This window comes from Klebsiella sp. BIGb0138, assembly GCF_004342285.1.
Taxonomy (GTDB): domain Bacteria; phylum Pseudomonadota; class Gammaproteobacteria; order Enterobacterales; family Enterobacteriaceae; genus Klebsiella.
On record NZ_SMCV01000003.1, the window covers coordinates 426,592 to 452,978 of the forward strand.

A 26,387-nucleotide genomic window follows, 5' to 3' on the forward strand; every position below is an offset into this window, starting at 1 on the left:
GCGCGCTTTTTGTCCATACCGCTTCTTGCCATAACAAATTTATTACAATTCAATGCGGTGTCGGTATGGCGGAAATCAATCCAATCAGTACGGGCAGACGGTGAATGATATTGTCGCGGGCTGGCAGGGCGCGAGGCTCCTGAAGCGTGCGCCGCTCTGCGGGCGGTTTTGCCGGCTTGAGCCGCTGGATGTGACGCGCCACGCCGCTGATTTGTTTGCGGCCTACGCGCTCGGCGATGAGGGCGGCTGGACATGGCTTGCCAGCAGCTGTCCGGCAAACGTGGCGGCCACCGCTCACTGGGCGGCGGGAAAAGTGAACGATTGAGGCGCTGGTGCCGTTCGCGGTGATTGGCCTGCGCGTGGCTGGCGACGGAGAATTTCGATACTCAGGGGAGGCAGCGGCTGGAGGTCTTCAGCGCGTCGTTTGCCGAGGCAACCTGACCTCTCCCCGCGGGGAGAGGAGGTGAGCGTGTTACCGGCGTACCGGCGCATCGCCCGCGACATAATAGCTCGCCGTGCTGCGCGGCAGCGGCTGGCGGCCGCGGATGGCATCCGCCATCTTCTCGCCAATCATGATGGTGGTGGCGTTCAGGTTGCCGGTGATAATCTGCGGCATAATTGACGCATCCACCACCCGCAGGCCTTCCAGACCGTGCACGCGGCCTTCGCCATCCACTACCGCCATCTCGTCGTAGCCCATTTTACAGGTACCGCACGGGTGGAAAGCGGTCTCGGCGTGATTGCGCACGAACTCATCCAGCTCGGCATCGCTCTGGCAGTCGAGGCCGGGGCTGATTTCGCGTCCGCGATATTTATCCAGCGCCGGCTGGTGCATGATTTCGCGGGTGATGCGTATCGCATCGCGAAACTCCTGCCAGTCCTGCTCGCTGGACATATAGTTGAACAGAATCGCCGGGTGCTCGTGCGGGTCGCGCGATTTCAGGCGCACGTGGCCGCGGCTTGGCGAACGCATAGAGCCGACGTGGCACTGGAAACCGTGCTCCTTCACCGCGTTCGAACCGTTGTAGTTAATCGCCACCGGCAGGAAGTGGTACTGAATGTTCGGCCAGGCGAACGTTTCCCGGCTGCGGATAAACCCGCCGGCTTCAAACTGGTTGCTGGCGCCGATACCGGTACCGCCGAACAGCCATTCGGCACCGATTTTCGGCTGGTTCCACCACTGCAGCGCCGGATAGAGCGACACCGGCTCTTTGCATTCATACTGCAGATACATCTCGAGATGGTCCTGCAGGTTTTCGCCGACGCCGGGCAGGTCGTGAACCAGCGGGATATCAAACTGGCGCAGCAGATCCGGGTTGCCGACGCCGGAGCGCTGCAGGATCTGCGGCGAGGCGATAGCGCCCGCGCAGAGCAGCACTTCTTTACTGGCCGTCGCTTTTGTCGGCGCGGTGCTGTCGCCCTCCAGCCATTCGACCCCGACGGCGCGTTTGCCGGCAAAAATAATATGATCGGTCATGGCGTGGGTACGAATGGTCAGGTTCGGGCGCCCGCGGGCCTGGTCGAGGTAGCCGCGGGCGGTGCTGGCGCGGCGGCCCTGGGGAGTGACGGTACGATCCATCGGCCCGAACCCTTCCTGCTGATAGCCATTCAGGTCGTCGGTGCGCGGATAGCCCGCCTGCACACCCGCTTCCACCATCGCGTGGAACAGCGGGTTATTATTCTGCTTCGGCGTGGCGACGCTCACCGGGCCGTCGCCGCCGTGATAATCATTCGCGCCGATGTCGCGGGTTTCCGCTTTACGGTAGTAGGGCAGGCAGTCGAGATAGCTCCAGCTCTCCAGGCCCGGCGCGGCGGCCCAATTGTCGAGATCCATCGCGTTGCCGCGGATGTAGCACATGCCGTTAATCAGCGAGGATCCGCCGAGACCTTTGCCGCGTCCGCACTCCATGCGGCGGTGGTTCATATACGGCTCAGGTTCGGTTTCATAGGCCCAGTTGTAGCGTTTGCCCTGCAGCGGGTAGGCCAGCGCGGCCGGCATCTGGGTGCGAAAATCAAAGCGATAATCCGGACCGCCGGCTTCCAGCAGCAGAACGGTGGTGTGCGGATCTTCCGTCAGCCGTGTCGCCAGTACGTTGCCGGCGGAGCCGGCGCCAATAATAATGTAGTCAAACTGCAAAAATGACCTCCTGGTTAAAATATGGAGTGAAACTGAGCCATCTCAACCTGGATGGATTTTACCTGGGTGTAGCTCTGGAGCGTCATGACGCCGTTTTCGCGGCCGATACCGGAGTGCTTATAGCCGCCGACCGGCATCTCCGCCGGGGATTCGCCCCAGCTGTTGATCCAGCAGATCCCGGCTTCAAGCTGATGAATCACGCGGTGGGCGCGATTTAAGTCCGGGGTGACCACTCCTGCCGCCAGACCGTATTCGGTGGCGTTGGCGCGGCGAATCACTTCCGCCTCGTCTTCATAGGTCAGAATCGACATCACCGGGCCAAAGATCTCTTCGCGGACGATGGTCATCTCGTCATGGCAGTCGCTAAAGACGGTCGGGGCAACCCACGCGCCGCTGGCGAAGGCGTCGCCTTGCAGCACGCCGCCGCCGCACAGCAGACGCGCGCCTTCCCGCTTACCGCTCTCGATATAGCGCAGGACGTTGTCGCGGTGCGGGAAGCTGACCAGCGGACCAAAGTTGGTGTGCTCATCGAACAGATCGCCGGGACGAATCCGCGCCACGCGGGCGAGGATTTTCTCTTCGAACGCCGCTTTCGCGCGCGCCGGGATAAACACCCGGGTGCCGTTGGTGCAGACCTGGCCGGAACTGTAGAAGTTGGCCATCATCGCGATATCGGCGGCGAGGTCGAGGTCGGCATCGTCGCAGACGATCAGCGGCGACTTGCCGCCCAGCTCCATGGTGACTTCCTTCAGCGACGAAGCGGCAGAGTTTGCCATCACTTTTTTGCCGCTGGCGACGCCGCCGGTGAACGAGACTTTGGCGATATCCGGGTGTTCAGTCAGATACCGCCCGGTTTCGGCGCCGATCCCCGGCAGGACGTTAAAGACGCCGTCCGGCAGGCCGGCTTCGCGGTAGATCTCCGCCAGTTTGAGGGCGGTCAGCGGGGTCACTTCACTTGGCTTAAAAATCATCGCGTTTCCGGCGGCCAGCGCCGGCGCCGATTTCCACAGCGCGATCTGGATCGGGTAGTTCCACGCGCCGATGCCGGCAACCACGCCCAGCGGCTCGCGGCGGGTATAGATAAATGAACTGTCGCGCAGCGGGATCTGGCTGCCTTCCAGCGCCGGGATCAGGCCGGCGTAATACTCCAGCACGTCGGCGCCGGTAACGATATCGACCGCGGCGGTTTCGCTCAGCGGTTTACCGGTATCCAGCGTCTCCAGACGCGCCAGCTCGTCGTTACGCTGGCGCAAAATATCCACCGCTTTACGCAGGATACGCGAACGCGCCATGGCGCTCATCGCCGCCCACACCTTTTGCCCCTGTTGGGCGCTTTTTACCGCCCGGTCGACGTCTTCGCGACCCGCAGCCTGGACCGTCGCCAGCACTTCCCCGGTGGCAGGGTTGATGGTCTCGAAGGTTTTCCCGCTGGTGGCAGGGACGTAACCACCGTGGATATAAAGCTGCTGTTCGGCCATTCGGGACATGGTTTCCTCCATTATTGAGAAGTCGGTGGCAGATACTGGCTGATGAAATGGTCGGCGAGCGTTTCGGCGCGGGCTTTATCGAGCGGTTTACCGCTCAGCGCCGCGCGTAGCCACAGCCCGTCGATTAAGGCGGAGAGGCCATATCCGGCCTCCTGCGCCCGTTCGCGCGGCAGTTCGCGCTGAAATTCATACACGATATTCGACAGCAGGCGCTTGCTGCTCACCTGCTGCAGACGATAGAGCATCGGCTGATGCATGCTGCTGGCCCAGAAGGCGAGCCAGGCTTTCATCGCCGCACCGCTGATCTGGCTGTCGTCGAAGTTGCCGGCCACGATGGCCCGCAGCCGTTTGCCGGCGCTGGCGCCGGGCAGGGCCTGCAAACGGCTCAGCACCGCCAGCCGGAGCTGGCCGGTGATATCCCGCATCGTCGCTTCCAGCAGCCCGTTCTTATCCTTAAAGTAGTGACTAATGATGCCGGTCGATACGCCTGCCCGTCGGGCAATCTGCGCGACAGTCGCATCATGCATCCCCACCTCGTTTATCGCCTCCAGGGTAGCGTCAATGAGCTGCCGCTGGCGTATCGGTTGCATCCCCAGTTTGGGCATTTCGTTGGTTCCATTCATCAGCTTTGTTTATCTATTAAAGCGGTTTTTGATTGGACGTTCAATATAAAATGTGTCTTAATTGTTACCGTTTTGGATTTCAATAGTTGCAAAAACAGTGAGGATACTGGATGACAGACCTTTCGCCGAGCAGAGAAAAGGACAAAATCAATCCGGTGGTTTTTTATACTTCCGCCGGACTGATTTTGTTGTTTTCCCTGATGACTATCTTCTTCAGCGATTTTTCCGCGGCCTGGATTGGCCGTACCCTGAACTGGGTTTCGAAGACTTTTGGCTGGTATTATTTGCTGGCAGCGACGCTGTATATCGTGTTTGTGGTGTGCATCGCCTGCTCGCGCTTCGGTTCGGTGAAGCTCGGGCCTGAGCACTCGAAACCGGAGTTTAGCGTCCTGAGCTGGGCGGCGATGCTGTTCGCCGCCGGTATCGGCATCGACCTGATGTTCTTCTCGGTCGCCGAGCCGGTCACTCAGTATATGCAGCCGCCGGAAGGGGCGGGGCAGACGATGGAGGCCGCGCGCCAGTCGATGGTCTGGACGCTGTTCCACTACGGCCTGACCGGCTGGTCGATGTATGCCCTGATGGGAATGGCGCTGGGATACTTTAGCTATCGTTATAATTTACCGCTCACCATCCGTTCCGCGCTGTATCCGATCTTCGGTAAAAAGATTAACGGACCCATCGGCCATAGCGTTGATATCGCGGCGGTGATCGGCACCATTTTTGGCATCGCCACCACCCTCGGTATCGGCGTGGTGCAGCTCAATTACGGCCTGAACGTGCTGTTTGATATTCCGGACTCGCTGGCAGCGAAGGCGGGGCTGATCGTACTGTCGGTGATCATCGCCACCATCTCGGTGACCTCCGGCGTCGATAAAGGGATTCGTATTCTTTCCGAGCTGAACGTGGTGCTGGCGCTGGGGCTGATTCTGTTCGTCCTGTTTATGGGCGATACCGAGTTCCTGCTTAACGCGCTGGTGCTGAACGTCGGCGACTACGTGAACCGCTTTATGGGCATGACGCTCAATAGCTTCGCCTTCGACCGCCCGGTGGAGTGGATGAACAACTGGACGCTGTTCTTCTGGGCGTGGTGGGTGGCCTGGTCGCCGTTTGTCGGCCTGTTCCTCGCGCGGATCTCGCGCGGGCGGACCATTCGTCAGTTTGTGCTGGGGACGCTGATTATTCCGTTTACCTTCACTCTGCTGTGGCTGTCGGTGTTCGGCAACAGCGCGCTGTATGAAATTATCCATGGCAACGCCGCCTTTGCCGCAGAGGCGATGGCCCACCCGGAGCGCGGCTTCTATAATCTGCTGGCGCAGTATCCGGCGTTTACCTTCAGCGCCTCGGTCGCCACCATTACCGGCCTGCTGTTTTACGTGACCTCTGCCGACTCCGGCGCGCTGGTGCTGGGGAACTTCACTTCGAAGCTCAAGGATATCAACAGCGATGCGCCGAACTGGCTGCGCATCTTCTGGTCGGTGGCGATCGGCCTGCTGACTATCGGGATGCTGATGACTAACGGTATTTCGGCGCTGCAGAACACCACGGTGATCATGGGGCTGCCGTTCAGTTTCGTGATCTTCTTCGTGATGGCCGGGCTTTATAAATCGCTGAAGGTGGAAGATTATCGCCGCGAGAGCGCCAACCGCGATACCGCGCCGCGTCCGCTCGGCGTGCAGGATCGCCTGAGCTGGAAGAAGCGTCTGTCGCGACTGATGAACTACCCGGGGACGCGCTATACCCGCCAGATGATGGAGACGGTCTGCTTCCCGGCGATGGAAGAGGTTGCCCAGGAGCTGAAGCTGCGCGGCGCCTACGTCGAGCTGAAAAGCCTGCCGCCGGAAGAGGGGGATAATCTCGGTCATCTCGATCTGCTGGTGCATATGGGCGATGAACAGAACTTTGTCTATCAAATCTGGCCGCAGCAGTATTCGATTCCGGGCTTTACCTATCGGGCGCGCAGCGGCAAGTCGACCTACTATCGCCTGGAGACGTTCCTGCTGGAGGGCAGCCAGGGCAATGACCTGATGGACTACAGCAAAGAGCAGGTGATTACCGATATTCTCGACCAGTACGAGCGCCACCTGAACTTTATCCACCTGCACCGCGAAGCGCCGGGGAACAGCGTGACCTTCCCGGGAATGTAGCCAGACTGACGCTTTTCGGCAAACGGCGTGGTCCGGTTAAATCGACGGGGTAAAACGCCGGGAAATGTCGGATGCCGGCGGGCAAGAGTAAAAATGCGGAGGAGGATCCTCCGCATTTTTGTACGTCCGTCAGGATAGGGCCGATTACCAGCAGACAAATCCGCCGTCGACCACCAAATCCACCCCGGTACAAAATGAGGCCGCATCGCTGGCGAGAAACAGCGCGGGGCCGGCCATCTCTTCCACTTTCGCCATCCGCTGCATGGGGGTCTGGCTTTCAAACTCGCGGGTCTGATGCACCATCTCCGGGCGAGTGTTCATCGGCGTGGCGGTGTAACCCGGGCTGATGGAGTTGACGCGAATCCCTTTATTTACCCACTCCATCGCCAGGCTTTTGGAAAGATGAATCACGCCGGCTTTCGCGCTGTTGTAATGCGCCTGTTCGAGCCCGCGGTTAACGATAATGCCGGACATCGAAGCGATATTGATAATCGAGCCGCCGCCGGATTCCAGCATCAGTTCCGCTTGCGCTTTACAGGAGTTCCAGACGCCGGTGAGATTGATATCAATAACCCGTTGCCACTGCGCCGTTTCCATTTCAAGCGCCGGGTTGGCGTTGGCGATGCCGGCGGCATTGACGGCGATATCGAGACGGCCAAAGCGACTTTTAGCCAGCGCGACGGCGGCGCGAAGCTCGCTGAGCTGGCGTACATCGCCGGTGTACAGGCAGGCTTGTCCGCCGATAGCCTCGATATTGCTGACGGTCTGTGCGAGACCGCCGTCTTCGCGCAGATCAAAGCACACCACCCGGGCGCCCGCGCTGGCAAGGCCGTAAGCGATCGTCTGGCCGATGCCGCTGCCGGCGCCGGTGACGAAGGCGACGCGGTCCTGCAGATTAAACAGCTGCTGAGCAAAATCTTTTGCGATCATAGTGATTACTCTTGTGGTCAATACCCTGGCGGGCATTACGACATAATTAAGCCGCCATCAATGTTAATGGTTTGCCCGGTGAGATAGCGCGCATCGTCAGAGGCGAGAAAGGCCACCAGCCCGGCGACATCTTGCGGTTTACCGGCCCGTTTCAGCGGTATGCCTTCAACCCATTCCGCCATCAGCTCACCTTTGCCGTAGCGCTTCTGCTCGGTGCTGAGAATTTCGCCCCACACGCGGTCGTTGTAGTCCCACATTTCGCTTTCAATAATGCCGGGGCAGAAGGCGTTAACGGTGATATTCCATGGCGCCAGCTCGTGGGCGAGGCTTTGCGTAATGCCGATCACGCCCATCTTGCTGGCGGCGTAATGTGGGGTATAGATAAACCCCTGACGTCCCTGACCGGAGGAGGTATTGATCAAACTCCCGTGGTTTTGTTTAACCATGTATTTGGCCGCCTCCCGGCAGCACAGCCAGACGCCGGTGGTGTTAACCGCCAGCACTTTTTCGAAATCCGCTTTCGGCATGCGATCGAAATAATCGATGGTGATCACGCCGGCGTTTTGAATCGAGACGTCGATAGTGCCAAAGCGGGCCGCGGCTTGTGCATAGAGGGACTGAACCTGCGCTTCATGGGTGACATCGACCTGCAGCGACAAAATATCGGCCTGATAGCGCTGGCGTAGCGTTTCGGCGGTTTCATGAACCCGTTCGGCGTTGGACACCATGACCAGATTGGCGCCATCGCGGGCGAAGCGTTCTGCAATGCCCGCACCGATACCGCGGCAGGCGCCGGTAATAACAACCGTTTTGTTATGGAAATCTCGTTGCATGTTTTTTTCCCTTTCGATAAGCCGGGCGCCAGGGCCCGGCGGAATAAGTGAATGCGTCAGGCCGTTAGCTGGAGGTGACGCCGTTCGGTGGAATGGCGGCCAGCTTCTCTTCGTGGCGGCGCATCAGGATGACCTTGTTCTGCAGCTTTTGCTGGAACTGGTCGACGACGACGGCGGTGACGATAACCACGCCTTTGATCACCATCTGCCAGAAATCGCTAACGCCCATCATCACCATGCCGTCGGCGAGGAAGACGATCACGAAGGCGCCGATAATCGAACCGGTTACCCGGCCACGGCCGCCGGCCAGCGCGGTGCCGCCAAGAACGGTAGCGCCGATCGCATCCATTTCGAACATGTTGCCGGTCATCGGGTGGGCGGTTTGCAGCTGCGAGGCGACAATCAGCCCGACGAAAGCGGCGCAAAGCCCGGAGAAGGCATAAACAAAGATCTTGGCCTTAACAATCGGCACGCCGGCCAGACGGGCGGCGGATTCATTGCCGCCGATGGCGTAGATATAGCGGCCCAGCGGGGTCTTCGTCGTCAGCCAGTAACCCAGCACGAGGAAGGCGATCATCAGCCAGATCGGCAGGTAAATCCCCAGTACGGTACCGGAGCCCAGCGTGGCGAAACCGGTATTGCCCAGCGCTTCCATGCCGTTGAGATTGGGGTAGGTGCTCCCATCGTTAAACAGCAGGGCGGAGCCTCGGGCGACGTACATCATGCCGAGGGTGCAGATAAAAGGAGCCACGCCAAAGCGGGTGATGACGGCGCCATTAATAAAACCGACAATCACGCCAAAAATGGCGACGCACAGGATGACTTCCGGAACGTTGAAAAAGATGACGCTGCCGTTCCACAGAGGCAGACCATTCGTTAATAACGCTCCGGCAACCATGCCGCAGATCCCGGCTACGGCGCCCACCGAAAGATCGATACCCCCGGTCAGAATAACCAGCGTCATCCCAATGGCCAGCAGGCCGGTAATCGCCACGTGCTGGGTCATGATCAGCAGGTTAGACGTGGTCAGGAAGTTGGGTACCATCACGCTGAAGAACGCAACAACCAGCAGCAGAGCGATAAACGTTCTGGCCTTCAGCAGGTACATATAAATCATATATTTCTGGTTCATGATGGGTTCCAGCCTGATTAATCTTGAGGTGTTGAAGCCGCGATCAATTTTTCGCGGGTAACCGCATGACGCGGTAAATCGGCGGTAATACGGCCATCGGCCATCACCAAAATACGATCTGCCAGAGCCATCACTTCATCCAGCTCCGAAGAGGAGAACATCACCGCCAGCCCTTGATGAGCCATTTTGCCGATGAGGTGATAGACATCCGTTTTCGCCCCGACGTCGATGCCGCGGGTCGGCTCATCCAGGAAAACGACCTGTGGTTGCGTCATTAACGCTTTGCCCAGCACCACTTTTTGCTGGTTGCCGCCGCTTAATGAGGTGATGGGAAGCTCGGGATCGCTGACCTTGATGGCGAGCTGGCGAATCATCTCTTTAACGCTGGCCTGCTCTTTATGCGGATTCAGCCATTTCCAGGCGCGACGAAAACCTTGCAGGCTAAAGTCAGAGAGCGTCATGTTGGATTGAATCGACATCATCTGTACGACGCCTTCACCCTGTCGGTCCTCCGGAACCAGCGCCAGCCCTTTTTTCAGTCTCGCCTGAAAGTGCGCCTGAGCAATATTTTCACCGTTGAGGTGGATGTCGCCATTTTGGCAGGGCATCAGGCCGACCAGCCCTTTGAACAGCTCGGTGCGCCCGGCGCCCAGCAGGCCGTAAATGCCGATCACCTCCCCTTTACACAGGGTGAAGGTCACGTCATTAAGTTTGTAGCCTCCGCTATGATGAAGCGCGGTCAGTCCTGCCACCGCCAGAACGGGGTCGCCTTTCGGGGCGGGTCGGTAGTCGAAATGCTTTTTCTTGTCGCCGACCATTTGTTCAATGATCCAGGGAATGCTGGCTTCGCTGACGGTACGTTCGCTGATGAAACGGCCATCGCGGAAAATGGTAATGTGGTCGCCAATTTCCATCAGCTCTTCCAGGCGATGGGAGATATAAATGATGGTGACGCCGCGGCGTTTAAGCTGTTCAATGACGTTAAACAGTACTTTGACTTCCGACTGGCTGAGCGCAGAGGTGGGCTCATCCATGATCAGGACGCGCGTGTCTTTGGACAGCGCGCGTGCAATTTCAACCAGCTGCTGGTGGCCAATACCGAGTTCCCCGAGCGGGGTATAAGGATCGACATCAAGCTCCAGCCTTTGCAGCAGCGCTTTGGCTAACTCATACTGGTATTTTTCGTTGATTTTCCCGTTCTGGAAAAACTCATTAGCCATGAATATATTATCCATGACGTTCATGTTGGGGAATAAATTCAGCTCCTGGAAAATAATACTGATGCCCTGTTTTTCTGCCTGATGGGTAGAATTTAATGAAACAGGGGAACCATCCAGAATAATTTCTCCGGAGGAGGGGGACTCGACACCAGCAAGCATTTTCATCATGGTGGATTTGCCCGCACCATTTTCTCCGATCAGAACGTTAACTTTATTTCGATAGACCCGGTAATCGACATTATCTAAGGCGATCACGCCGGGATAAACGCGAGATAAGCCACGGGTTTCGATAATAACTTCAGCTTCGACTGGTTGAGGAGCGACGATTTCTTGCGCCAGCATCTTATTGTCCTCCCAGGCGAACGATTTTCGCGGGGGTAATGTCAGGGACGGTTTGCGGGATATCCCAGGCGGAGAATACGCCATAGACCTGAACCGTTTCGCCGGATTTAATTTGCGCGGCGTGGATCATTTTTACCGCCTGCTGGTTAATGGCCCGACTATATTCACCAAACAGTACCTGATCGTTAAAGTCCTGATAGCTGGCACCGTTATAGCCGTCGCGTAATTGCGTTCCGCGCAGCGTTGGGCCAATTTGCACCACGATGTTGCTGCCGGCGGGATCCTGTATCGTCATTTTTCCACTGCGCGAGGCGGCATCGATTTTATTAATCTGCCCTTCAACTTTGACGAAGAAGATGCATGGGTTTTCTTCCTGAGCGCGATAGCCCAGGGTTTTGCAAGCGCTATCGATATCTTTGGCCGCATGCAGGGCGGTCATTAATTCCTCTGCGGGACGGGCCTGCGCCACGACCTGCGGGACGATTTTCTCCTGCCACGTCTGGTCGATATGCGCCATGTGCGGATTGGGCGGGGATTTAAGATCGGCCAGCTCTTGCTGAGAGACAATACGACAGCCTCCGAGTGCCAGAACGGCCACTGCCAGCCAGGTTTTTTTATACATGAGACTCTCCTCTGCGCCCCCGCAGGGGCGCAACAACCCGAACTCAGGATTTGATATTGAAGTCCTGAACTTTATCTGCGTTATCTTTGGTGATCAGGATGCCGCGGAACATCACGCGCTGTTTCGCCGGTTTTACCCCTTTTTGCAGGTAGTTATCGAGGTCGTTAACCCCTTGTGCGGCGATGGCCTGGGCCTGCAGCATCACCGTAGCCTGTAGCGTTCCGGCTTTGACGGCATCACGCTCATCATTGCTGCCGTCGATGCCCACCACGACCACATCACTGCGGTTCGCCGCTTTCAGCGCGGCGATGACGCCAAGAGCGACAGGACCGTTACCGCAAATCACCCCTTTGACATCAGGATGAGCCTGCAGAATGCTATCCATAATACGTTTGCCGTCGATGAGGGTACCTTTCGCATCCTGTTTGGCGACGCTGACCATATCCGGATACTGATCGATAACCTGATGGAAGGATTTAGAACGGGTTACGCAGTTATTATCGGCAAGGTTGCAGGTCAGTTCCGCATACTTTCCTTTTTCCGCCATTTTCTCGACAAATACGTTGGCGACTTCCGAACCGGCCTGGAAGTTATTATGCGTAATTTGTTCAAGGGCCACGTCATCGACCGGGATTTCCCTGTTGATTAAGATAACCGGAATTCCCGCGTTCTTCGCTTTTTCAATGGCGGCGACGCTGGCGGTAGAGTCAGCATTATCGAGAATAATTCCCTGAACTTTTTTACCGATGGCAGTATCAATAAGTTCGTTCTGTTTTTTTACATCTTCGCCATGTGACAAAATGGTCGTTTTATATCCCAACTGTTTAGCTTTTTCGCTGGCACCTTTGGCTTCAGAAGCGTAATAGGGGTTATCCAGCGAGTTAACCATAATCATAATAGTCCCTTTTTCCACCGCCTGTGCGGTAAAAGAAAAAGCGGTCAGGGTCGCAGCAGTTAAAAGCGTTAAACGTAATTTCATGACAATGTTCTCTCTCTGTTGTTATTGTCGGGTACGGTGAAACAACGCAAGGCCTGAAAATCAGTGTTATGGGCCGGAATCCTCCTTTAGTGAATGACTCAGGTTCGTCGCGCAATGGGATCCCTGGTGGGACGTCAGGCGGACGGCGCCGGTTTCCATAATGTTCTGTCCACCGCATAGCGCCACTCCTGCCATCTCTTGTGTAAACGCAGATGGCGTGCCATATCGGGGCGGAATTCGCTGTGTGGGGTTAAAAAGGCTTTTAAATCAATCAGCGTGCCCGGATAAATGGCCTTACGGGCCAGCAGGGCGGCGCCGATAGCAGAAAGCTCGGGGACATCGCTGCGCATCACCGGACAACCCAGCAGGTCTGCCTGATATTGCATCAGCCAGTCATTTTTTGTCGGTCCGCCATCCACCATCAGCGCCGATAAGCTGAAATCCTCATGCTGACGCATCGCGACCACCACATCGGCTATCTGGTACGCGATTGATTCCAGCGCCGCGCGAATCAGGTGGGCGCGCTTCACCCCACGACTTAAACCGCAAATGACGCCGCGTGCGCTATCGTCCCACCACGGGGCGCCGAGCCCGGTTAGCGCGGGCACAAAATAGACGCCCAGCGTCGAGTCGACGGAGGCCGGTAGGGTGTTGAGCTCGTGGGCCAGCTCGCTGGCGGAAAGTTCGCTTAACCCGGTACTGTCAGCCATCCACGCTACGGCGTCGCCGGTATGCGGGATATTGCCTTCCAGCCCGTAAGTGAGGCTTTCACCATCATGCCATGCGATGGTGGTGGCCAGGGCATCGATATCGCACTGCGCTGATTTCACCGGCGCCATGACGGAGGAACCCGTTCCGTAAGTGGCCTTGACGCAGCCTTGCTCCCCTAAGGCGTGACCAAACAGCGCAGCGTGTGAATCGCCAACCATCGCCATCACCGGGATGCCATCAGGAATGGCGGCCAGCCCCCGGGTGTAGCCGAATAAACCGCTGGAGGGTTTAATTTCCGGCAGCGCGGCGCGCGGGATCTGAAACAACCCCAGCATCTCATCATCCCACTGCCCGGTATGCAAATTGAGCAGCTGCGTTCGGGCGGCATTGGAATAGTCACAGCTAAAAGCGGCGCCCTGCGTCAGATTCCACAGGATCCAGCTATCGATGGTGCCGAGACAAATCTCCCCGCACTCAGCCAGAGAGCGACCTTCTGGGACCGACTCCAGTAGCCAGCGCATTTTGGAGGCGGAAAATAACGGGGCGATCGGCAGCCCGGTGATGGCCTTAATGTGCTGCTCTTTGTGGTCGCGGCGCAGCGTCTCACAGAAGCTGGCGCTACGGGTACACTGCCAGGTGATGGCGGCATTAATGGGTTTGCCGCTCTGCCGATACCAGCCGATTGCCGTTTCACGTTGGTTACTGATGGCTAACGCCGCAATATTTTCTGCGCCCACGTGGCTGATGGCCTGCGCAATCACGTTGAGCGAGGCCGCGATCAACGCCTCCCCTGATTGCTCTACCCAGCCATCGCAGGGGGTCTGAATCGCTAAGGGTTGAGAAAACTTCACAATAACGTTGCCATGGCCGTCAAGTACCACCGCTTTGGCATTGGTGGTGCCTTCATCGAGCGCAATGATGAACTCTTTCTGTGTTGCCAGCATTAGATCGTCTCCTGAGTCACTCTTCGTCCTGGCATTGCGGGAAAGGCGAACTTCCTCGTTATCGCATTGCTGCTTAGCAGGCCATAATGTGACATTCTGTTATCACTTTTTTAATCACTGAATATATATTCGATAGTGATTATTTATTTAATACCTTAGCCAGAAACCTTCCGTGGGGCTAGAGGAAAAGTTATCAATTGTGCTGGCAATCACACTTATCGGGATCGACAAATGCAGGGCTTATGTTGAAGGAGTGCCGTTTTTTAGCGGTTTATAAGATTGAAATATAAGAGTTTATTTGACGTGCCTCTGCGTTTATCGGGATAGCGCAAAGGCAGCAGAAAAGACGTTTTGCCGCGGAATCAGCCCGTGACGAGCAGTCTGGCGGTCGGGTAGTCGGTAATTAACACGTCAATATAACCGCCGGAGAGGGCGCCTTTGATGGCGGCGACTTTATCGCTACCGCCAGCCAGGGCGACGACATTGGGACATTTTTTGACTTTCTCCAGCGCCATGCCGATAACAGGATCTTCATCATCGCGTAACACGGCCTGACCGTTTTTATCGTAATAGTGCAGGCAGATGTCGCCCACTGCGCCGCGCTCCGCCAGCACCTGAAGCATATCTTCGTGATAGTAGTTGCCTGACGTTTTCAGTAGCTGTGAAGGTTCGAGGATACCAATCCCGACGATGGCGATATCGACTTCATCAAAGCGCGCTATCACATCGGCGACATCATGGCTGGCGACAAGACGGTTTTTCTCTTCCATGGAGCCTTCGATGCTTTGCGAAGGCAGCAGCCACGCTTCGCAGTTTAAGCGCTGGGCGAGGGTCTGGGTCAGAATTGTCGCCTGCACATTGCCATTCGGCCCGACGCCGCCCAGCAGCTGGATCACGCCGTTGGCTTTCAGGCTCTGCGCGTGGACTTCGTCGACCATGGCCCGAATGGTCGAGCTCCATGAAGAGACGCCAATCAGATCTTTTGGCCGTAATCGCGTTTCCAGATAGTGCGCCGCAGCGGAGCCAATGGCGCGTTTGATGGTGTGATCGCTCGCATCTTCTTCGGTATCCACCACGATGGCCTGTTTAATGCCGTAGCGATCCTCAATCCCTTTTTCAAGATTCAGGAAAATATTTGATGGCTGAACCACGCTAATTTTAACGACCCCTTCTTTTTGACAACGGGTGATGGCGCGGGAGACAAATGACTGAGAAAGCGAGAGAAGTTGAGCGATGTCGGACTGCTTTCGTCCTTCAAGGTAGTAAAGAGTGGCAATCTTAACTAATAGCCGTTGTTCATCCTGCTTAGCCATATATATCCCCGAAAATCATTAACGTGCAGCCATTATGTTAGAGGTTTTTATCATACGCGAAAAAAAAAGACAGTTAAGTGTGATGAGACTCTAACTTTTATCAATCCTCTAAAACAGCTATGGACAAAAACAGCCTCGTCGCGGCATAATTGAATAAAGAATCATCATTGAATATATATTCATTATGGTTTCAGATCAACTGAAAAATTATCCAGGCGCCGGTATGCCTGATGGTGAGGAGGCAGAATGTTCCTGAGTTTGGTGTAGCGGCGCAAGTCATACGATGCCCTGCCAGGGGATGTCTGGTTTTTTTAGTCCCTTACGGAATAAATATTCCAAGTTGAAATTAAATTCAGAGGTATTAAATGAATCCCTACAACTACGATGTCCAGGCACTTGAGCGTCAGGCCCGCGCTGTACGCCGCCACATTGTCCGATTGAATGCCAACAGCCCGGCTGGCGGTCATACCGGTGCCGACCTGTCGCAGGTGGAGCTACTCACCGCGCTGTACTTCCGCGTGTTAAATGTTTCCCCGGAACGCATTGCCGATGATGAGCGTGATATTTATATCCAGTCCAAAGGCCATGCGGTGGGGTGCTATTACTGCGTACTGGCTGAGGCGGGTTTCTTCCCGGTGGACTGGTTGAGCACCTATCAACACGCCAATTCTCATCTTCCTGGCCACCCGGTTCGCCAGAAAACGCCCGGCATTGAGCTGAATACCGGGGCGCTGGGCCATGGTTTGCCTGTTGCGGTGGGGCTGGCGCTGGCGGCGAAAAAGAGCAACAGCCCCCGCCGCATTTTTTTAATCACCGGGGATGGTGAACTGGCAGAGGGGAGCAACTGGGAAGCCGCGCTGGCTGCGGCGCATTATGGCCTTGATAACCTTATTATTATCAACGACAAGAACAATCTCCAGCTGGCCGGGCCAACACGCGAAATTATGAATACCGATCCGCTCGCCGATAAATGGAAGGCCTTCGGTATGAACGTAACCGAGTGTCAGGGAAATAATATGGCCTCGGTGGTGGCAACCCTGGAAGGGCTACGGCAGGAAGGAAAACCTAACGTCATTATTGCACATACCACGAAAGGCGCCGGTATCTCCTTTATCCAGGGGCGTCCGGAATGGCACCACCGGGTACCGAAAGGTGAGGAGATTGAACTGGCACTGGAGGAACTGAAAGATGAGTAATGCAGAACACCTGGCGAACGTGATGGTTCAAGCGTTTATTGAGGCCGTCGAAAACGGTGTTGATCTGGTGCCGGTTGTCGCCGATTCAACGTCGACGGCGAAAATATCCCCTTTTATTAAACACTTTCCTGACCGTCTGGTTAATGTCGGTATCGCTGAGCAAAGTATGGTGGGGATGGCGGCCGGTCTGGCGCTGGGGGGGAAGGTGGCGGTGACCTGTAACGCCGCACCATTCTTAATTTCCCGCGCCAATGAACAGATTAAAGTCGATGTTTGTTACAACAACACCAACGTGAAATTATTTGGTCTGAATGCGGGAGCCAGCTATGGCCCGCTGGCGAGTACCCACCATTCGATTGACGACCTGGCGATCATGCGCGGGTTTGGCAATATTCAGATTTACGCGCCGTCGTCACCGCGCGAATGTCGGCAGATCATCGACTATGCCATTCAGTATCAGGGACCTGTTTATATCCGCCTTGATGGTAAAGCGCTCCCGGAACTGTACGATGAAAGCTATCGTTTTGTGCCCGGCGCGGTAACCGTGCTGCGTGAAGGCCATGATCTGGCGCTGGTTGCCACCGGCTCGACGGTGCATGAAATTGTCGATGCTGCGCAAACACTGGCTGAATCAGGCATTCAGGCTAAGGTGATTGGCGTGCCTTCGATTCGTCCTTGTGATACCGCAGCATTACTCGCCGCGCTGAAGGGCAGCAAGGCGGTGATTACGGTTGAAGAGCATAACGTGAATGGCGGTCTGGGGAGTCTGGTGGCCGAGGTGCTGGCGGAAGCGGGGGTCGGCATCCCTCTGAAACGGCTGGGGATCCCAGATGGCGAATACGCGGCGGCGGCGGACCGGGGCTGGATGCGCCAGTACCACGGTTTTGATGCGCAGGCGATTGCCACACTGGCGCAGACGTTGTGCTGACTCTGGCTCATTTTCCCGTGCGGGTTTACCGTACGGGTTCTTTCCTTGCGTGCATCTTATGCGCTGCAGAGGGTGATAACGTGTGCGCCCTCTGCTAACCACCGTAGCCGCTGGCGCTGCTTTGCTACCTGTAAAGTAACGATATCGTCGGTTATGCCTGTTATCTGAAAGTGCATAAATCCCAATCCCGCCTGCTGAGAGAGGGGTAGGGCCTTAAACCCGCTCTCTTTCGCCGAGAACGCCAGCGTCAGCGCCAGCTCAGCGGGCAGCCCGCTGGCTTGCAGCACCGCGCTTTCCGCTGCGCTGACGATGCTGCTTTCCAGCTCTGTGGCCAGCGCGGGCGTTAATACTCTTTCAATATCAATGCCTACCGGCGCGGGGGAAACCACCGCTAGTGCGCGAGTATCGCAGTGGCTGATGCTGCCGGACCACGGGGCGGGCCACAGCGGTTGGCGCTGTTCGCCGATATCCGGAACGCCTGTTGCTCCCGCTTCACGCAGGGCATGAACGGCGGCGATACGGCCGGCGAGGTGTTCCATCTGCCGTTTCCGGCCGCTGTTGGCGAGCTGCGCATAATGCGGTAACCACAGGAGATCATGAGGCTGAAAGGTCGCCGGGTCGAAATCAACCTGATGGAGCTGATGACCGGCAAAGGAGAAAGTGGCGTATATAGTCTGCATCCAGCCATCATACTTCAGTTGGCAGGGAAAGGGCGATGCTCGTTGGTTCCAGCCGAAAGATGTTGTGGTATCTATCCTGTCATTCAGAAGTCCCCGGCCGCCCTCCGGAGGAAGAGGGAGGCCGGGTTCAGCCACGCAATCAGAAGTGGGTGTTGACGCTCATGTACCAGGTCCGACCCGATTCGTTATAGGTGGCGGCGCCTGCGCCGTACATATAACCAGTATCACCGCCGGTGCTCTGGGCGTTACCCGCACGCCAGTGGCGTTTATCGAAGACGTTATCCACGCCGCCGGTCAGGCTGACGTATTTGGTGACGTCCCAGGTCGCGCTCAGGCCGAGGATGCTGTAGGGGCTAACCTCGTTCTTCTCGCTGCCGGTAACCGGCTGACCTTTGTAGTTGTACTTCTTCGGCTGCTGCTTGCCGTACCAGGTGAAGGTCGACTGGACGGAAACATCGTCATATACCTGCCAGCTCAGGGTCGAGTTGAGGGTATATTCCGGGATAATCGACAGGCGGTCGCCGGTCTCTTTGTTCTTACTTTGCAGCATCCAGGTGATGTTATTGGTCCAGTTAACGGTATCGCTAACCGGGACGTTCAACGTCCCTTCCAGGCCTTCTACCACCGCTTTCGGCACGTTTTCCCACTGGTAAATATCGGTTTGGACTTTACCCGTTCCGGTCTGGCCAACCGGCGCATAGCCGGCTTCAATCTTGTTGCGGTAGTCGTTACGGAACCAGGTCACGCCCGCCAGCCAGCCGTCGCGTTTAAACTCAAGGCCGATCTCTTTGTTGATGCTGGTTTCCGCCTTCAGGTCATCGTTACCCATCATGTAGCAGCCGGTACCGGTGGCGCTGGCGTAACAGCCCTGGCCTTTACTGTACAGGATGTAGTTCGGGTTGGTTTGGTACAGGCTCGGCGCTTTATAGGCGCGGCCAATGCCCATTTTCAGGGTAAAGTCATCGCCCAGACCCTGCGACAGGTTCAACGACGGGCTCCAGTTATTGCCGACGATGCTGTGATGGTCAAAGCGCAGCGCCGGGGTCAGCATAGTGGAGTCGGTCAACTCAACGTTGTCTTCAGCGAACAGCGAGAAGATTTCCGCCTGTGAATACGGGCTGCGGCCGGTGCTTGTTGAACCCGGGATATCGCCGCCCATAAAGGTCTGGGTGTTGGAGGCGTTATCCTTCATACGCTGCTGGTTCCATTCGGTACCCAGCGTCAGGTTCTGATTGACCCACAAATCGAGCGGGAGGTTAATTTCGCTGTGCAGCATGACGTCGGACAGGTCGATATCGGAGAACCGATCGCTGCTGAAGATACCTTCCGTGCCCCCGGCCAGGCCTTCGCCTTTGCGCGAGTTGCGGGTGTGCTCGTACTGCGCCCAGTTGCTGGTGGTGATGCCGTTATCCCAGCCGCCGTTCCAGGTCACCGAGTAGGTCTGGCGATAGAGACGGTTGGTCTCTTTGCCGTAGTTTTCTTTCACCAGGTCGTTGGTGTTGGTGTTCTGCGTATCCCCGGCGTACAGGTTACCCTGGCGGCTGTAGCCCGCTTCAAACTCCAGCGAGTTCATCGGCGCAAAATCCCAGCGCACGACGCCGTTGATATTTTTGTTCTCGACCCCTTCACGACCGGCAGGCAGAGTATCTGTGTAAATACCGGTACGTTCTGACTGATGGCCCTGGTTGATATCCCACGCATCGGCCTGGGTTTTATCGAGGTTACCTAACAGGCGGAAGCTGAAATCGCCGCCCAGCGGGCCGTTGAGGCTGAAGTTAGTGCGTTTGGTGGCGCCTTCATCTTTATGCTCCGGGGCGTTCATGTAGGTGTTCCATGAACCGTGCCACTCGCTATCGCCTTTTTTAGTAATAATGTTGACCACGCCGCCGGCGGCGCCGTTGCCGTAGCGTACCGCAGCCGGGCCGCGAATGACTTCAATGCGTTCGATAAGCTCCGGCGGCACCCAACTGGTATCGCCGCGGGTATCGCGCTCGCCGCGCCAGCCGAGGCGGATGGAGTTACGGCTGGTGACCGGTTTGCCATCAATCAGGATCAGGGTGTTTTCCGGACCCATGCCGCGAATATCGATCTGGCGGTTGTTACCGCGCTGGCCGCTGGTGGAGTTGCCGGTCAGGTTCACCCCCGGCATGGTGCGAATAATTTCGGAGACATCGCGCGCCGGCGGACGTTTACGAATTTCATCGGCGGTGATTGTTGATACGCCCGGCGCCTGAAGGTTTTGCTCGGCGGCGGTGACGACCATCGTTTCCTCGGGGGCCGTTTTTTTGCCGGTGCTGGTCTCTTCCGCACACAGTGGGAAGGCGACCCCATAAATTCCCAGATTGACCAGTAACGCCAGGGATTTGATCCTGTTATTCATTTTAGTAAGTCCTGCTCTTCGTTGCCGCTATCCCCGTTAACCCCTTCCCACCGGGAGAGGAGGCGGCATAAATGTTGCCACATAAATGTTGTCAGTCGGGTGCGAAGGCGACGCCATCACTGGAGCCGTACGCGCGCGCTGACCTGTTTAATTAGATATGACGCTTCCAAAAGTGCGCTAATACGCTATTGCAAATGAAAATAGTTATCAATAATATTATCAACAAAATATTACGTTTATTGATAAATATCACGATAAACATAAGGTTAATGAAGGAATGCTAAAGACAGGAAGTGATGACTGGTGGCAGGGGATAACGGGCCCACGGTCTGAGGCGCTGGACGATGCGTGTCGGGTCACCTTCTGGTGGCGGGATCCGGCGGGCAGCGAGGCGACCTCGGCGACCCGACGGGTGTGGATTTATATCACCGGCGTCACCGACCATCATCAAAATGCCGTACCGCAAACTCTACAGCGGGTGCCCGGCACCGATGTCTGGCACTGGCAAACCACGCTATCACCCACCTGGCGCGGCAGCTACTGCTTTATTCCCTCCGATCGTGATGACGATTTCGCCCCCGAGATTTTCGCCGGCGGCAGCCCGGATCGCACCCTGTTGCGCGAAGGCTGGCGCAAGCTGCTGCCGCGCGCCATTGCCGACCCGTTAAACCCGCAAAGCTGGAAGGGGGGACGCGGCCATGCGGTCTCGGCGCTGGAACTGCCGCAGGCGCCGGAACAGCCGGGCTGGTCGCGGCGCGATGCGCTTTATCAACCGCCGGTCTGTATCGAATGGCACAGCCCGCGCCTTGGCAATACGCGGCGGGTATGGGTTTACGCCACCGGCGATGACGCGCCTGAAGAGCGCCCGCTGGCGGTGTTGCTGGATGGCCAGTTCTGGGCCGAAAGCATGCCGGTCTGGCCTGCGCTGGCCGGACTGACGCACGACGCTAAACTGCCGCAGGCGGTCTATCTGCTGATCGATGTCATTGATAACGTCCATCGCGGCCGGGAGCTGCCCTGCAATCGTGATTTCTGGCTGGCGCTACAGGAAGAGCTGCTGCCTCAGGTGCGCCGCATCGCTCCCTTCAGCGATCGCGCCGATCGTACCGTTGTCGCCGGGCAGAGCTTTGGCGGCCTGGCGGCGATGTTTGCCGCTTTGTACTGGCCGCAACGGTTTGGCTGCGTCCTGAGTCAGTCGGGCTCCTACTGGTGGCCGCATCGCGGCGGCGCGCAGACGGGCCTGCTGATTGAACGCCTGAGCCAGGGGGAGATTCATCCGCGCGGTTTGCGAATCTGGCTGGAAGCCGGTGAGCGTGAACCGCTTATTTTTCGCGCCAATCAGGCGCTTTTATTACAACTACAGCAGACACAGCAGACGATTTTCTGGCGTCAGGTTGACGGCGGGCACGATGCGCTTTGCTGGCGCGGCGGGCTGACAGCAGGGTTAATCCAGCTGTGGCAGCCTTTGAGCCGCGCGCAATAGCAGAGCGCGCTTCAGACTCAACATCATTCGGGATGCATCGAGGCGGCAGCCACCGCCGGGATTGCTTGCAGGATGTAGAGTAAAGACAGGAGTTTGGTATGCAATTCAGCAACCCCTTCGATAATCCGCAAGGGCAGTTTTACATTTTGCGCAACGAACAACAGCAGTACAGCCTGTGGCCGCACCACTGCGCATTGCCGCAAGGCTGGGCGGTGGAATGCCCGCCGCAGTCCTTAGAAGCGTGTAATACCTGGCTGGCGGCGAACTGGTCAACCCTCACCCCCGCGCACCATGCGACCTCAAGGAGCCGATCATGAGCACTCGTTTACCGCTGGTGGCGGCACAGGCAGGGATCTGGATGGCGGAGCGTCTCTCTACGCTGCCCGGCGCCTGGAGCGTGGCCCACTATGTTGAACTGCGCGGCAATCTGGACCCGGCGCTGCTGGGCAGAGCGATTGTCGCCGGGCTGGCGCAGGCCGACACCCTCAGCATGCGTTTTTGCGAAGATAACGGCGAAGTCTGGCAGTGGGTCGATGAGCACCGCGCCTTCGCCGAACCTGAATATGGCGATCTGCGCGAAGCGAGCGACCCGCACGGCGCCGCGCTGGCGTTAATGCAGGCCGACCTCGGCCAGAATCTGCGCGTCGATGGCGGGAATCCGCTGGTCTGTCACCAGCTGCTGCGCGTGGCCGATGACTGCTGGTACTGGTATCAGCGTTATCACCATTTACTGGTCGATGGCTTCAGTTTCCCCGCGATTACCCGCCAGATCGCCGCGATTTATCGCGCCTGGCAGCGTGGCGAAGAGACACCGCCTTCTCCCTTTACTCCCTTCGCCGAGGTGGTGGAGGAGTACCAGCACTATTACGGCAGCGATGCCTGGCAGCGCGATAAGCAGTTCTGGATGGAGCAGCGTAAAATGCTGCCGTCGCCGGCGTCGCTCTCTGCCGCGCCGCTAGCCGGGCGCGCGACCAGCACCGATATCTGGCGTCTGAAGCTGGAGCTGGATGCCGGTCTGTTCAGCCGTCTGGCCGCCGGCGCCCCGCAGTGCCAGCGTGCCGACCTGGCGCTGGCGCTCACCACGCTTTGGCTCGGGCGCTTATGCAGCCGGATGGATTACGCCGCAGGCTTTATCTTTATGCGTCGGATGGGATCGGCGGCGCTGACCGCCAGCGGACCGGTGCTTAACGTCCTGCCGCTGGCGGTGAATATTGATGCGCAAGAGACGCTGGCGGAGCTGGCGCTGCGTCTGGCCGCGCAGCTGAAAAAAATGCGCCGCCACCAGCGCTATGATGCCGAACAGATCGTCCGCGATAGCGGCAAGGCGGCCGGCGATGAGCCGCTGTTTGGCCCGGTATTAAACGTCAAAGTCTTTGATTATGTCCTCGATATCGACGGCGTGCAGGCGGTGACCCACACCCTGGCGACCGGTCCGGTGAATGACCTTGAACTGGCGCTGTTCCCGGATGAGTCCGGCGGCCTGTCGCTGGAAGTGCTGGCGAATAAAGAGCGCTATGACGAAGCGACGCTGCGAACGCACGTGGCGCGTTTATCTGCGCTGCTGGCCCAGTTTGCCGCCGACCCGGCGCTGCGCTGTGGCGAGGCCAATCTGCTGTCAGACCACGAGACGGAACGACTGGCGCAGGTCAACAATACCGGCGTCGCGCTGCCGGTGACGACGCTGAGCGCGCTGGTGGCGGAGCAGGCGGCGAAAACGCCGGATGCCCCGGCGCTGGCGGACGCGACCTGGCAGTTCAGCTACCGGGAAATGCGCCAGCAGGTTGTGGCGCTGGCCCGGCTGCTGCGCGATCGCGGCGTGAAGCCCGGCGATAGCGTGGCGGTGGCGTTGCCGCGTTCGGCGTTCCTCACCCTGGCGCTGCACGGGATCGTCGAGGCCGGCGCGGCCTGGCTGCCGCTGGATACCGGCTATCCGGACGACCGCCTGCGTATGATGCTGGAGGACGCGCGTCCTTCGCTGCTGATTACCGCGGAAGATCAGCTGGCCCGCTTTAGCGATATTCCGGGTCTTGAAACCTTGTGTTATCAGCGGCCGCTTGCGGCGGATGATGACACTCCGCTGGCGCTCTCCCGGGCGGAACACACCGCCTACATTATCTTTACCTCAGGCTCCACCGGCCGTCCGAAAGGGGTGATGGTCGGGCAAACGGCGATCGTTAACCGTCTGCTGTGGATGCAAAACCACTATCCGCTCACCGCCGAGGATGTGGTGGCGCAAAAAACGCCGTGCAGCTTTGATGTGTCGGTCTGGGAGTTCTGGTGGCCGTTCATCGCCGGCGCACGGTTGGTGATGGCCGATCCGGAAGCGCATCGCGATCCGCTGGCGATGCAGCGGTTCTTCGCCCATTACGGCGTGACCACCACCCACTTTGTCCCCTCAATGCTGGCGGCGTTTGTCGCCTCGCTGGATGCGGACAACGTCGCGAGCTGCCGGACGCTGAAACGCGTTTTCTGTAGCGGCGAAGCGTTACCCACCGGCCTGTGTCGCGAATGGGAGACCCTGACCGGCGCGCCGTTGCATAACCTCTATGGCCCGACCGAAGCGGCGGTGGACGTCAGCTGGTACCCGGCCTGTGGGGCGGATCTGGCGGCGGTCACCGGCAGCAGCGTGCCGATTGGCTGGCCGGTCTGGAATACCGGGCTGCGTATACTCGATGCCACCCTGCGTCCGGTGCCGCCGGGGGGGGCCGGGGATCTCTACCTGACCGGGATCCAGCTGGCGCAGGGCTATCTGGGACGCCCGGATTTGACCGCCTCGCGCTTCATTGCCGACCCGTATACCGCAGGCGAACGGATGTACCGTACCGGCGACGTGGCGCGCTGGCTGGATAACGGCGCGGTCGAGTATCTTGGGCGCAGCGACGATCAGCTGAAAATTCGCGGACAGCGCATTGAGCTGGGGGAAATCGATCGGGTGATGTCGGCATTACCGGACGTCGCCCAGGCGGTGACCCATGCCTGCGTCTTTAATCAGGCGGCGGCGACCGGCGGCGATGCCCGCCAGCTGGTGGGGTACCTGGTTGCAGAATCAGGGCTGCCGCTCGATACCGCGGCGCTGAAAGCGCGGCTTGCGCAACAGCTACCGCCGCATATGGTGCCGGTGGTGCTGATACAGCTGGCGGAGCTGCCGCTGAGCGCCAACGGCAAACTGGATCGTAAAGCGCTACCGCTGCCGACCTTGGACAACGCGCGCGGCGGTCGTCCGCCGGAGCCGGGTATTGAAGCTACGGTCGCGCAGGCGTTCAGCCGGCTGCTGGGCTGCGAAGTGAACGACATCGAAGCCGACTTCTTCGCCCTTGGCGGTCACTCGCTGCTGGCGATGCGCCTGGCGGCGCAGCTTGGTCGCGAGCTGGATCGTCAGGTCACGCCAGGGCAGGTGATGGTGGCCTCTACGGTCGGGAAACTGAGCGCGCTGCTGGCATCCGATCTCAGCGATGAACAAGCGCAGCGCCTGGGCTTTGATGCGATTCTGCCGCTGCGTGACAGCGACGGCCCGACGCTGTTCTGTTTCCATCCGGCATCGGGTTTTGCCTGGCAGTTCAGCGTGCTGGCGCGCTACCTCAACCCGCGCTGGTCGATTACCGGCATTCAGTCGCCGCGCCCGGAAGGGCCGATGATGCGCGCCGCTAATCTCGATGAGGTGTGCGAGCAGCACCTGCAAACCTTGCTGGCGCAGCAGCCGCACGGGCCGTATTACCTCTTTGGCTATTCCCTCGGCGGGACGCTGGCGCAGGGCATTGCCGCCCGTTTACGCCAGCGCGGCGAAGAGGTGGCGTTCCTCGGGCTGCTGGATACCTGGCCGCCGGAGACGCAGAACTGGGCGGAGAAAGAGGCTAACGGTCTGGATCCGGAAGTGCTGGCGGAGATTGACCGCGAGCGCGAAGCCTTCCTCGCCGCCCAGCAGGGGCAGGCATCCGGCGAACTGTTCAGCGTTATCGAGGGCAACTATGCCGATGCGGTGCGTCTGCTGACCACCGCCCACAGCGCGAAGTTTGATGGTAAAGCGACGCTGTTTGTGGCGGAAAAAACGCGCCAGCCGGGGATGGATCCGCACGTGGCGTGGGGACCCTGGGTCGGTGAACTGGAGGTCTTTAGCCAGGACTGCGCTCACGTGGAGATCATCTCGCCGCAGGCCTTTGCAGCGATTGGCCCGGTCATGCGGGACATTCTGGGTTAGTTCATCTTGCTCCCGGATAGCGGCGCAGACGCCTTATCCGGGCTATCCGACCCGACCGCACCATCCCGTAGCCCCGGTAAGCGCAGCGCGACCGGGGTTTTTTCATGC

The 26,387-nt window shown here is 58.2% G+C and carries 19 protein-coding genes and 1 pseudogene; 7 read left to right on the top strand and 13 right to left on the bottom strand.

The genetic code is table 11. The features are described from left to right. Positions 1-52: 52 nt before the first annotated feature. Positions 53-359 (top strand): annotated as a pseudogene (locus EDF73_RS10105) (GNAT family N-acetyltransferase); the annotation flags it as partial. Positions 360-472: 113 nt separating this feature from the next. Here EDF73_RS10105 and betA read toward each other — a convergent pair. The 3 genes from betA to betI are packed head-to-tail and all read right to left on the bottom strand — an operon-like array spanning position 473 to position 4,229. After that, positions 473-2,137 (bottom strand): choline dehydrogenase, encoded by a 1,665-nt coding sequence (gene betA / locus EDF73_RS10110; RefSeq protein ID WP_132728786.1) that lies wholly within the window; start codon positions 2,135-2,137, stop codon positions 473-475. A gap of 14 nt (positions 2,138-2,151) precedes the next feature. Next, positions 2,152-3,624, bottom strand: a complete 1,473-nt coding sequence (gene betB / locus EDF73_RS10115) for a betaine-aldehyde dehydrogenase (RefSeq protein ID WP_132728788.1) — start codon at positions 3,622-3,624, stop codon at positions 2,152-2,154. Positions 3,625-3,635: 11 nt separating this feature from the next. Next, a complete protein-coding gene (gene betI / locus EDF73_RS10120) occupies positions 3,636-4,229 on the bottom strand; it encodes a transcriptional regulator BetI (protein WP_132728790.1) in 594 nt (197 codons plus the stop codon). Between the two features lie 128 nt (positions 4,230-4,357). Between betI and betT the strand changes: the two genes are divergently transcribed. Further along, positions 4,358-6,391, top strand: a complete 2,034-nt coding sequence (gene betT / locus EDF73_RS10125; RefSeq protein ID WP_132728792.1) for a choline BCCT transporter BetT — start codon at positions 4,358-4,360, stop codon at positions 6,389-6,391. Between the two features lie 144 nt (positions 6,392-6,535). Here betT and EDF73_RS10130 read toward each other — a convergent pair whose 3' ends face one another. The 8 genes from EDF73_RS10130 to EDF73_RS10165 form a co-directional block, all read right to left on the bottom strand. Next, positions 6,536-7,321: an SDR family oxidoreductase gene (locus EDF73_RS10130; RefSeq protein ID WP_132728794.1), complete on the bottom strand. Its 786-nt coding sequence runs from the start codon at positions 7,319-7,321 to the stop codon at positions 6,536-6,538. Positions 7,322-7,356: 35 nt separating this feature from the next. Then, positions 7,357-8,154 (bottom strand): SDR family oxidoreductase, encoded by a 798-nt coding sequence (locus tag EDF73_RS10135; RefSeq protein ID WP_132728796.1) that lies wholly within the window; start codon positions 8,152-8,154, stop codon positions 7,357-7,359. A 64-nt stretch (positions 8,155-8,218) separates the two neighbouring features. After that, positions 8,219-9,286: an ABC transporter permease gene (locus EDF73_RS10140; RefSeq protein ID WP_132728798.1), complete on the bottom strand. Its 1,068-nt coding sequence runs from the start codon at positions 9,284-9,286 to the stop codon at positions 8,219-8,221. Positions 9,287-9,303: 17 nt separating this feature from the next. Beyond that, positions 9,304-10,848, bottom strand: coding sequence for a sugar ABC transporter ATP-binding protein (locus EDF73_RS10145; protein WP_132728800.1), 1,545 nt, complete (start codon positions 10,846-10,848; stop codon positions 9,304-9,306). A gap of 1 nt (position 10,849) precedes the next feature. Beyond that, positions 10,850-11,470: a DUF2291 domain-containing protein gene (locus EDF73_RS10150; RefSeq protein WP_132728802.1), complete on the bottom strand. Its 621-nt coding sequence runs from the start codon at positions 11,468-11,470 to the stop codon at positions 10,850-10,852. A 43-nt stretch (positions 11,471-11,513) separates the two neighbouring features. Continuing rightward, a complete protein-coding gene (locus EDF73_RS10155; RefSeq protein WP_132728803.1) occupies positions 11,514-12,449 on the bottom strand; it encodes a D-ribose ABC transporter substrate-binding protein in 936 nt (311 codons plus the stop codon). 134 nt (positions 12,450-12,583) lie between these two features. Next, positions 12,584-14,104, bottom strand: coding sequence for an FGGY-family carbohydrate kinase (locus EDF73_RS10160; RefSeq protein ID WP_132728804.1), 1,521 nt, complete (start codon positions 14,102-14,104; stop codon positions 12,584-12,586). A 362-nt stretch (positions 14,105-14,466) separates the two neighbouring features. Continuing rightward, positions 14,467-15,417, bottom strand: a complete 951-nt coding sequence (locus EDF73_RS10165) for a sugar-binding transcriptional regulator (protein WP_132728805.1) — start codon at positions 15,415-15,417, stop codon at positions 14,467-14,469. Positions 15,418-15,782: 365 nt separating this feature from the next. Between EDF73_RS10165 and EDF73_RS10170 the strand changes: the two genes are divergently transcribed. Then, complete coding sequence (locus EDF73_RS10170) at positions 15,783-16,613, top strand: transketolase (RefSeq protein WP_132728806.1); 831 nt, start codon at positions 15,783-15,785, stop codon at positions 16,611-16,613. Then, positions 16,606-17,541: a transketolase C-terminal domain-containing protein gene (locus tag EDF73_RS10175; protein WP_132728807.1), complete on the top strand. Its 936-nt coding sequence runs from the start codon at positions 16,606-16,608 to the stop codon at positions 17,539-17,541. Before EDF73_RS10170 ends, EDF73_RS10175 begins: the two co-directional genes overlap by 8 nt. A gap of 56 nt (positions 17,542-17,597) precedes the next feature. Here the strand turns inward: EDF73_RS10175 and entD are convergent, their stop codons facing one another. Together entD and EDF73_RS10185 are read right to left on the bottom strand one after the other, a co-directional pair. Continuing rightward, positions 17,598-18,221 carry an enterobactin synthase subunit EntD gene (gene entD / locus EDF73_RS10180; RefSeq protein WP_132728809.1) on the bottom strand — a complete coding sequence of 208 codons (624 nt, stop codon included), beginning with the start codon at positions 18,219-18,221 and terminating at the stop codon, positions 17,598-17,600. Positions 18,222-18,360: 139 nt separating this feature from the next. Beyond that, a complete protein-coding gene (locus tag EDF73_RS10185; RefSeq protein WP_132728811.1) occupies positions 18,361-20,601 on the bottom strand; it encodes a TonB-dependent siderophore receptor in 2,241 nt (746 codons plus the stop codon). A 238-nt stretch (positions 20,602-20,839) separates the two neighbouring features. Between EDF73_RS10185 and fes the strand changes: the two genes are divergently transcribed. From fes to entF, 3 genes are all read left to right on the top strand, one after another. Continuing rightward, the gene (gene fes / locus EDF73_RS10195) at positions 20,840-22,084 is read left to right on the top strand and encodes an enterochelin esterase (RefSeq protein ID WP_279387995.1); all 1,245 of its coding nucleotides are present in this window, start codon (positions 20,840-20,842) and stop codon (positions 22,082-22,084) included. 98 nt (positions 22,085-22,182) lie between these two features. Further along, positions 22,183-22,401 carry an MbtH family NRPS accessory protein gene (locus EDF73_RS10200; RefSeq protein WP_132728815.1) on the top strand — a complete coding sequence of 73 codons (219 nt, stop codon included), beginning with the start codon at positions 22,183-22,185 and terminating at the stop codon, positions 22,399-22,401. Next, positions 22,398-26,279, top strand: a complete 3,882-nt coding sequence (entF, locus tag EDF73_RS10205) for an enterobactin non-ribosomal peptide synthetase EntF (RefSeq protein ID WP_132728817.1) — start codon at positions 22,398-22,400, stop codon at positions 26,277-26,279. Before EDF73_RS10200 ends, entF begins: the two co-directional genes overlap by 4 nt. Positions 26,280-26,387: the final 108 nt, after the last annotated feature.

Coding starts and splice junctions, on each gene's coding strand:
- betB (WP_132728788.1), bottom strand. CDS start 3,624: ATGTCCCGAATGGCCGAACAGCAGCTTTATATCCACGGTGGTTACGTC.
- betI (WP_132728790.1), bottom strand. CDS start 4,229: ATGCCCAAACTGGGGATGCAACCGATACGCCAGCGGCAGCTCATTGAC.
- betT (WP_132728792.1), top strand. CDS start 4,358: ATGACAGACCTTTCGCCGAGCAGAGAAAAGGACAAAATCAATCCGGTG.
- EDF73_RS10130 (WP_132728794.1), bottom strand. CDS start 7,321: ATGATCGCAAAAGATTTTGCTCAGCAGCTGTTTAATCTGCAGGACCGC.
- EDF73_RS10135 (WP_132728796.1), bottom strand. CDS start 8,154: ATGCAACGAGATTTCCATAACAAAACGGTTGTTATTACCGGCGCCTGC.
- EDF73_RS10140 (WP_132728798.1), bottom strand. CDS start 9,286: ATGAACCAGAAATATATGATTTATATGTACCTGCTGAAGGCCAGAACG.
- EDF73_RS10145 (WP_132728800.1), bottom strand. CDS start 10,848: ATGCTGGCGCAAGAAATCGTCGCTCCTCAACCAGTCGAAGCTGAAGTT.
- EDF73_RS10150 (WP_132728802.1), bottom strand. CDS start 11,470: ATGTATAAAAAAACCTGGCTGGCAGTGGCCGTTCTGGCACTCGGAGGC.
- EDF73_RS10155 (WP_132728803.1), bottom strand. CDS start 12,449: ATGAAATTACGTTTAACGCTTTTAACTGCTGCGACCCTGACCGCTTTT.
- EDF73_RS10160 (WP_132728804.1), bottom strand. CDS start 14,104: ATGCTGGCAACACAGAAAGAGTTCATCATTGCGCTCGATGAAGGCACC.
- EDF73_RS10165 (WP_132728805.1), bottom strand. CDS start 15,417: ATGGCTAAGCAGGATGAACAACGGCTATTAGTTAAGATTGCCACTCTT.
- EDF73_RS10170 (WP_132728806.1), top strand. CDS start 15,783: ATGAATCCCTACAACTACGATGTCCAGGCACTTGAGCGTCAGGCCCGC.
- EDF73_RS10175 (WP_132728807.1), top strand. CDS start 16,606: ATGAGTAATGCAGAACACCTGGCGAACGTGATGGTTCAAGCGTTTATT.
- entD (WP_132728809.1), bottom strand. CDS start 18,221: ATGCAGACTATATACGCCACTTTCTCCTTTGCCGGTCATCAGCTCCAT.
- EDF73_RS10185 (WP_132728811.1), bottom strand. CDS start 20,601: ATGAATAACAGGATCAAATCCCTGGCGTTACTGGTCAATCTGGGAATT.
- EDF73_RS10200 (WP_132728815.1), top strand. CDS start 22,183: ATGCAATTCAGCAACCCCTTCGATAATCCGCAAGGGCAGTTTTACATT.
- entF (WP_132728817.1), top strand. CDS start 22,398: ATGAGCACTCGTTTACCGCTGGTGGCGGCACAGGCAGGGATCTGGATG.